Annotated in this window: 5 protein-coding genes and 2 pseudogenes; 2 read left to right on the forward strand and 5 right to left on the reverse strand. The window is 56.7% G+C overall.

The window, feature by feature from the left end; translation table 11 throughout:
- Window positions 1-395: 395 nt before the first annotated feature.
- Window positions 396-794 carry a hypothetical protein gene (locus HMPREF3162_RS01570; protein ID WP_141759520.1) on the reverse strand — a complete coding sequence of 133 codons (399 nt, stop codon included), beginning with the start codon at window positions 792-794 and terminating at the stop codon, window positions 396-398.
- Between the two features lie 926 nt (window positions 795-1720).
- Here HMPREF3162_RS01570 and HMPREF3162_RS01580 point away from each other — a divergent pair.
- Window positions 1721-2734, forward strand: a pseudogene (locus tag HMPREF3162_RS01580) (pyridine nucleotide-disulfide oxidoreductase); the annotation flags it as partial.
- A gap of 18 nt (window positions 2735-2752) precedes the next feature.
- Here HMPREF3162_RS01580 and HMPREF3162_RS01585 read toward each other — a convergent pair.
- The 4 genes from HMPREF3162_RS01585 to solA all read right to left on the reverse strand — a co-directional run bounded on the left by HMPREF3162_RS01585 (window position 2753) and on the right by solA (window position 6937).
- Window positions 2753-3496: an ABC transporter ATP-binding protein gene (locus HMPREF3162_RS01585; RefSeq protein ID WP_062020199.1), complete on the reverse strand. Its 744-nt coding sequence runs from the start codon at window positions 3494-3496 to the stop codon at window positions 2753-2755.
- Window positions 3493-4491, reverse strand: a complete 999-nt coding sequence (locus HMPREF3162_RS01590; protein WP_209435910.1) for a FecCD family ABC transporter permease — start codon at window positions 4489-4491, stop codon at window positions 3493-3495. The genes HMPREF3162_RS01585 and HMPREF3162_RS01590 overlap by 4 nt, the downstream gene beginning before the upstream one ends.
- A 71-nt stretch (window positions 4492-4562) precedes the next feature.
- Window positions 4563-5741, reverse strand: a complete 1179-nt coding sequence (locus HMPREF3162_RS01595) for an ABC transporter substrate-binding protein (protein ID WP_062020203.1) — start codon at window positions 5739-5741, stop codon at window positions 4563-4565.
- Window positions 5738-6937 carry an N-methyl-L-tryptophan oxidase gene (solA, locus tag HMPREF3162_RS01600; RefSeq protein ID WP_070776738.1) on the reverse strand — a complete coding sequence of 400 codons (1200 nt, stop codon included), beginning with the start codon at window positions 6935-6937 and terminating at the stop codon, window positions 5738-5740. The genes HMPREF3162_RS01595 and solA overlap by 4 nt, the downstream gene beginning before the upstream one ends.
- A 224-nt stretch (window positions 6938-7161) precedes the next feature.
- On the opposite strand from solA, the pseudogene HMPREF3162_RS01605 reads away from it, so the two are divergent.
- Window positions 7162-7707 (forward strand): annotated as a pseudogene (locus HMPREF3162_RS01605) (LLM class flavin-dependent oxidoreductase); the annotation flags it as partial.
- Window positions 7708-7752: the final 45 nt, after the last annotated feature.

Consider the following 7752-nt stretch of genomic DNA (forward strand, 5'->3'; position numbering starts at 1 on the left):
AGGCGGCACTGCACTGTGCTGGGGGAGCGGGCTTCGGGAATGCTGCCGAAGCATCGCGTCTGTACCGGGATGCTGCTGCGGGCATCTTCCATCCGCCAGCTCCCGAGGTGTCGCGAGCCGTATTCGCCAACGCTTGGCTGGATGACTGAGCTGGTGTGAATGACAGTGGGCGCTGTGCTGAGGCACAGCGCCCACTGTTTTGTACGGCAAAGTACTTTCTGCGCGCGGTTTATCCCTACTCGCGTGGGGATCACGGCCGAGCGTCCCTGCCAGTACACCGACAACCCGGCTCATCCCCACCTGCGTGGGGAACACCGCCGGTACGTTCGGAGTTGACCAGCTCATCCACAACCCAGGCCACGGACAGCTCTGGTATCCAGAAGCCGACTGAGGCGTCAGCGGTTCTCGAAGTAGAACTGCTGATCGGAGACAGCAGGAGGCCGCTCGACCAAGCTGTTCCCACCGCCGCTCAGCGGCCGCCTGAGATCACCGACTCCGATCTGGAACAGGTCTTCGCCGCCGATCGTCGCGGCAAAGACCTGTTCCGTACCAGACGCAATGTCAGCGTCCGATGTGATTTCCCATATCCCTGCCGGGTCGGACCCTTCGTCAGGGGTGTTCTCACCAATGAATCGGACGGACGTGGGCAGCGGATCCTCGCAGACCCTTGTCGTACTAGCTTCTGGAACCTCGCTGGGCCGGATGGAGAAGTCCTCAAGATCCTCAGCCTGCAACGGGCCCTTGCTGTCCTGAGGGTCGCGCACAACGATGAGAAGCAGCTTGTGCGGGTCCATGCCCTCATCTCCGGAATGTGCGCTCTCATTCAAGCCATATCCGATGTTTTCCCAGTCGGGCTCCTCCGCGAAGACCGGGATCACCTGGTGTGCGACAGGTCCCAGTGATGTCTGCATCGGGAAGGATTTGTCGCGATCACCTGCAAAATATGGGCAGCCCTCCTGCGGAGTCCTCTGGGGTGGCACCGATGGTGTGGGGCGGGAGTATGTCCGCTCCTCGGTGGAGTCGGGACCTCCGATAGGCGGCCCGTTCGGCTCTGGAGTACAACCGACCAGCAGCGCGACTGAGCAAACAGCCCCTGCGATTCTCAGCGTGGTGGCGGGAAGGCGCATAGGCCAATTCTATCTGTCGTTCAAAACTCTCCAGATCAAGCCACCCGATAACCTTCCCCATCCATAGGGGACCCAGAGCTGTCTCGCCCACCGTCCGCCCGTGCGGTATGCGCTCAGTCACGGAGTTGTGCCACGCCACACGGAACCCGTCGAATCTCCCTTGTCCCATCGCTGTGATGGCTCCACTCCCAAGGCACGTGATCGTCAGCGCTCTCGTGCGGATTGTGCGACCACACCACCGCACGGGCTTCTCTCCACTCCTCCGCACTCCCCCACGCGGGTACAACCTCAGGGCACCTATGCCCCTCCCGCCAGTGTCGCGCCACCGTACTCTTGGGAACGCTCAGAGCTGCCGCCGTTTCACGCACCGATAGTCCGGCCTCCCGTGCGTCGTAAATCGCCGTGTGCAGCGTGTCTGCCTCCAGCGCTGCGGCCACACTCGCACGCTCCCGAGCCTTACGGAACGCCTCCGCTGAGCTGATGAACTCCTGCTTCATGCCGATCTTCCTCCGTCTGTCCCACCGTGGGACACTACCGCAACTGTCCCACGGCGGGACGGGCGTAGTCAATGCTGTCGCGCCTGTCAGAGGAGGTATGACTCCCACCCAGATGTGTCCCAAGAGTGGCCGCTGGATCAGAAGAGCGTGGCTGTTATTGGTAATGGGAACGTGGCGTTGGACGTGGCGCGCATGCTGGCTAAACAAGCAGATGACTTGTTGACCACCGAGATTCCGGACCACGTGTACCAAGGGCTGAAGAAGTCCCAGGTGACCGATGTTCACGTGTTTGGACGTCGTGGGCCTGCCCAGGCCAAGTTCACGCCGCTGGAAATCCGTGAACTGGGTCAGGTCAAGGATGTCGACATTATTGTGTATCCGGAGGACTTTGAGTTCGACGAAGGGTCAATGAAGTCGATCAAGGAGTCTAACCAGGTCAAGCAGGTGACAAAGACGCTCACCGACTTCACGATCCGTGAGCCAACTGGAGCTAAGCGTCGCCTGCACTTGCACTTCTTGCACTCGCCTGTGTCGATTCTGGGTGACGAAGAAACTGGAGTCACTGGCCTGCGTACCGAGCGTCAGGAGTTGGATGGCACCGGCAACGTTACCGGGACCGGTGAGTTCCACGACTGGGACGTGACCGCTATCTACCGGGCGGTTGGGTACTTTGGAACGCCTCTGCCACAGCTTCCGTTTGATGCCCGTAAGGGTGTGATCACCAACGTTGAAGGTCGTGTGGTGGACGGCGAGCGCCAGATGACAGCGAATGAAGCCCCGGTTATCCCTGGCGTGTACGTCACGGGGTGGATCAAACGTGGCCCGGTAGGGCTCATTGGTCACACCAAGGGTGATGCGCTGGAGACGATTGGGCACGTGATCACCGACTTTGTCGAAGGGAAACTGCCGGAGCCAGACAACGCGGATGAGAGTGCGATTGTTGAGCTGCTGAAGAGCCGGGGAGTGGACTTCATCGACTGGGAAGGTATCCACCGACTTGAGGCGGCGGAGCGCGCATTCGGTGCCCCGCACGGCCGCGAACGTATCAAGGTAGCTACTCGTGAAGGCATGCTCGCGGCCGCCCGTGAAGCAGTGTCGAACGAGGAGTAGTTTGCGAGGTTAGCCGGCTTAGAGGGCTTTAGAAACGTCGATGCTTAGGCCACCGTCAGGGCAAATATCCACACGAGAGTGCACTTGGTAGACATCTCTGAGCATCGGGGGTGTGATGACATCGTGGCCCGGTCCTTCTGAGTGAACCGATCCTTGATGAAGCACTACCACGTTGTCGGCGAAGCGGGCAGCATGGCTTAAATCGTGGATTGCGACGATCACGACGGCAGGTTGCTCTCGTGCGAAAGTCAGTACGTGGTCGAGCAAGACGAGTTGATTTCGCAAGTCGAGCGCACTGCTTGGCTCGTCAAGCAAGAGAACGGAAGGTTTTCTCACGACAGCTTGGGCAAGGCTAACTAGTTGTCGCTGGCCACCAGAAAGTTGGTCCATTGCACGGTTGGCAAATTCAACTAGGCCTAAACGTTCAATGACCTCCTGAACGCGACAACGCGCAGAACGAGTAACGCGAAGATGCCCAATACCGGATTTTCCTTGTTGGTGCGCAACTAAAACGGATTCAAAAACTGACAGCGACGATGGAGGGGGCGGATCTTGTGGAAGGTACAAGATCTCTTCCGGATGTGCGGGACGGTAGTTCTTTTCCAAACCTGCCACACATCGTAAGAACGTCGACTTTCCTGCGCCGTTGGGCCCAACAACAGCCGTGACAGATCCGAGCTGACATGGTTTGATGCTGACGTTGTGAAGAATCTGAGTCTTTCCGCGTCTGCACGAAACGTTTTGGATCGTAAGTTCATTCATGACCAAACCTTTCTTCTTCGGCTCAAAATCAAGGTGAGAAAGACGGGTACACCTACAACGGCTGTAATGATTCCCACGGGTAGAATTACTCCGGGCTGAATGATTTTTGCCACCATCGATGCAGAGGTAAGAAGCAATGCGCCAGTCATGGTTGAAGCAGGCAAGAAGAATCGCTGATCTTCGCCTACCAAAGTCCGGGCTATATGAGGGCCAATCAACCCGATAAAACCAATTGTTCCGGCCATAGATACTGCGGTCGCAGCTAATAACGAAGCTACTAGTAGGGCCTGCGAGCGTGTGCGTTCTACAGGTATGCCCATCGAGCGGGCGCGATCGTCTCCCATTCGGAAGGCGGTCAGTGTCCACGCCTTTGAGACAAAAAAGAATCCCCCAATCGTCAGCATGACTCCCATGAGTGCGATTTGTGGCCATGTCGCACGGGTCAAGCTGCCAAGCGTCCAAAAGACTACCTGCTCAAGTTCCACAACGGATGCCATGTACTGCATGAGGGCCAGGAGTGCGTCAAAAAAGAACACGATGGCGATTCCCACAAGAATCATGCTTTCGGCGCTCGGGCCGCGTAGTTTTGCGATTCCCAGGATGATGCCATAGCCAATAATGGCGAATACCCAAGCGGATCCTGCGACGCCCAGGACTGACCCAAGTGCGGTAGAACCGAATCCCGTGACTACCGCCAATGATGCGCCAAAACTTGCCGCCGAGGCGATGCCGAGTGTGTACGGCTCTGCCAGGGGGTTTCCTAAGGTTGTTTGCATCTGTGCTCCGGACATCGCCAAGGCGGCGCCGCAGGTTATTGCTGTTGCGGTCATGGGCAAGCGCACATCCCAAACGATTTGGGTATCGATTTTTTCGCTGGTCGCTGGACTTATAAGCGCATGGAAAAATGCCTCGGCGGGCATTGGGGCACCCCCAATCCAAGCATCTGCAAATCCCGCAACAATAAGAAGTGTGGCAAGCAGACCGAGGACGCCCAAGCGTCGTTGTGTAGAGCGAATATGAGCATGTACCGAAGCGCCCTGTTCAGCTGATGTTCTGTTATGAAGAATCACGGTAGACCTGTCCAGAACGTTCCGTTTGCATCAACGGGGAGAAAACGTGTGTGTAGCTCTTGGAAGTCTCGTTCGGGCTCTAGGTCCGCGAACTCGCGTGGATGAATTGCTTGTGCAAACCATTCGACGGCAAGGAAGTTGTATGGGGAGTCGTAGAAGTGATGCCACGCAACATACGCGCGCTTGCTTTTCACCGCTTGAACTTGGTTGATGACAGTCTGCTTTTCAAGTACCTTTTTCCACTCTTGGGCTACGCTCTTCGGGTCTGCTGAATATCCGAGAGGAACATACGTGCCCGGCTTTGCGGGGCTTGACTCGCTTGACCAGTTTGCTCCTGTTGCAATGACGACATCGGGTGCCGCTTTTGCTACTGCTTCTGGCGAAAGGGTGCCCTGTTGGCTACTGAGCAGGTTGTCACCTAGATTCGTGCCTCCTGCTGCCGTGACAATTTTTGCGAGGTTAGACTCTTTAAAAGTTTGGCAACAGTCAAAGTAGCCTGGGGCGCGCCATAGAAAAACGCGTTGTTCCTGAGGCTTTGTGCGTTCCAACGTGTCGGTGACATTCTTGATTTTGCTTTCGTAGAACTTGACGAATTCTTCAGCGCGCTGTTGCTGTCCAAACAGTTGACCCATGATCCGGATACTTGGCACGGTGTTCTTGATTGGTTCAACAAAGTAGTCAATGACGACGGTTGGGATTCCAGCCTTTTCAAAACCGCTGATGATGCCTGCTTCTTCAGCGGCTTTAAAGCTTGAAGCGCTGATTACGAAAACTTGCGGTCGGGTTTGCAGTGCTTGCTCAAGTGAAAATGAGTTGTCCCAGATTTCGCCTGTCGTCTGTATCTCTTTGAGCTTTGGAAACTTTTCGGCGTATGCGTGGTAGGTGTCGGGGTCATTCTCAAGCAGATCATTGGGCCAAGCGACGATCTTGTCGAGAGGATTGTCCGGGTTAAGGATGGCCGTGGTGTACAACTCTCGCTGCCCACCAAGCAGAATCCGGTCCGGATTCTTAGGTAGTTCGACGGTTCGACCAAGCGCGTCGGTCAGTGTTTGGGTGCCGGTAGCGGAATCGGCCGATTTCTGTGGTGAGCAGGCCGTGAGGGTAAGAACGAGGGCCACAATGGTGGCGATGATGGTCCTAATGGACGAGTGTTTTGATTGTGTCATGGTGATCATGCCTCGGTTGGTTGGAATAAGGGTGTTGCGGGCGTGCGCCAGCGAAGGTGGCGCAGACGTGTGGGTGAGAATGCCGAGATGTCGGTCTCAGTTGAGCTATCCAAAGCAAGGAGAGCGCCAAGTTCGCCGATAGCGGGTGCATACTTGAACCCTTGTCCGCCGAACCCTGCCAGAACCGTGATGTTCGGGTAGTTCTGTGCGGGGCCGATGATGAATTGGCCGTCGGGTGTTCGTGCATTCATGCATGGATGCCCCGAAGTCTGTGCATCTGCGAGTTCTGGAATAGCTTGGGCACATGCCTCGATCACAGGGGCGATATCGGAGGGGCGAGCAGGTGTCCAGTTGTGTTCGACCTCGGCGAGCCACGGTTTTTGGGCGTTTTTTACGCCGATCTTGACTCCCCGTCCGTCAACGTCAGGAATTCCCCAGAGGTTGATCTGACGGCTGTCGCGGATAAAGAGCGGAAAGCGTTGTGGGCCGTAATCATGTGTATGGTCGGCCGATGTGCGGAAGTGAACTGGGACAGTTCGTTGTACCCGGATCGGTATGTGTTCGTCTGGGAGGAGCTGTGTGCTCCATGCGCCCGCGGCTACGATGACGCGGCGAGCAGTAATGGTGTGGGTTGACGTGCTGATAACGCAGTGAGATTTCCGTGCAGCGAGAGAAGTGACGTGTGCGTCGGTTAACAATGTGGCGCCTGCATGCGTAGCAGATTCAACGGCGGCCCGAATGCTGTGCTCGGGATGAAGCACGCAGGCGTTCGGTTCAAACAGGCCGCAGTCGTCTGAAAAGAGCGCATGTTGGGGGAATCTCGCGCGTAATTCTTCGCGACTGAGTAACTCCACTTCTGCTCCGCCCGCTTGGGCAGCCCGTTGAGCGTCATTCAGAAAGTCGCTATCGGTAGCACCGATGGTTAAGCCTCCAGCCTGAACGCGCAACTGTGAGGTGGATGATTTATCGAGCTCGTCCCACAACTCGAGTGCGCGACTTGCGAGAGGAACATAGTGGGACCCTTCGAATACAGTGCGTCGGAAAATTCGTGATCCTCCGTGAGAAGATCCCCTGTCATGGCCCGGTTTGAACCTCTCGATTCCAACGATGGAATCGTGCGGTGCTAAGCGAGTAATCTGCCACAGCGCCATGGATCCCATCGCGCCAAGCCCTACTACGGCGATATCGAAATCAGTTGCGACCATTTATGGCCAAGGCCCTTCCTGTTTTCCTGTCGTTCATGGAGAACAACCAATGCTTAACTTAGCTTAGGCTAACCTAACTCATTGAGAATGGGAAGTGATCCCTCGAGCGGAAGTTGAATGGTCGATATCGATTCCGTCAATCACATTGCGCGCGACGCGAAAGGGAACAAATCACGGCAGACAGCGTTGATTGAAGTATCAACTATGTGCGTGATGGAGGTGCCATGGAGTTCGGGCTGTTTTCAGTAAGTGACGTGACCCGTGACCCCGTTTCGGGAGAAACCCCAAGCGAAGGGGCGCGGATTCGCAACCTGGTCACACAGGCGGTTTTTTCGGAAGAAGCCGGTTTCGACGTCTACGCGATCGGTGAACACCACAATCCGCCGTTCGTGTCGTCAAGCCCAACCACGCTGTTGGCCACGATCGCTGCGAAGACAACGCGCTTGAAGGTCTCTACGTCAACAACTCTGATCACCACCAATGACCCGGTGAAAATCGCTGAAGATTACGCCATGCTCCAGCACCTGAGTGACGGGCGCATGGACCTCATGCTGGGACGCGGAAACACGGCGCCGGTATACCCGTGGTTCGGACAAGACATTCGCCAAGGGTTGCCGCTGGCCCTAGAGAACTACAACCTGCTCCACCGCCTGTGGCGCGAAGACGTGGTTGACTTTGAAGGGTCATTCCGCACGCCTCTTAACGGATTCACCTCAACACCTCGGCCCCTGCACGGCGTGCCACCGTTTGTGTGGCACGGGTCGGTTCGTGCGTGACCGCCGGTGTGCCGTATCTGACGTGGGTGCGCTGGGCCG

The organism is Brevibacterium sp. HMSC07C04 (assembly GCF_001815905.1).
GTDB lineage: Bacteria > Actinomycetota > Actinomycetes > Actinomycetales > Brevibacteriaceae > Brevibacterium.

What these genes read in the sequence shown, in the direction of transcription:
- HMPREF3162_RS01570 (WP_141759520.1), bottom strand. Translation starts at nt 794, where the DNA reads ATGGACCCGCACAAGCTGCTTCTCATCGTTGTGCGCGACCCTCAGGAC.
- HMPREF3162_RS01585 (WP_062020199.1), bottom strand. Translation starts at nt 3,496, where the DNA reads ATGAATGAACTTACGATCCAAAACGTTTCGTGCAGACGCGGAAAGACT.
- HMPREF3162_RS01595 (WP_062020203.1), bottom strand. Translation starts at nt 5,741, where the DNA reads ATGATCACCATGACACAATCAAAACACTCGTCCATTAGGACCATCATC.
- solA (WP_070776738.1), bottom strand. Translation starts at nt 6,937, where the DNA reads ATGGTCGCAACTGATTTCGATATCGCCGTAGTAGGGCTTGGCGCGATG.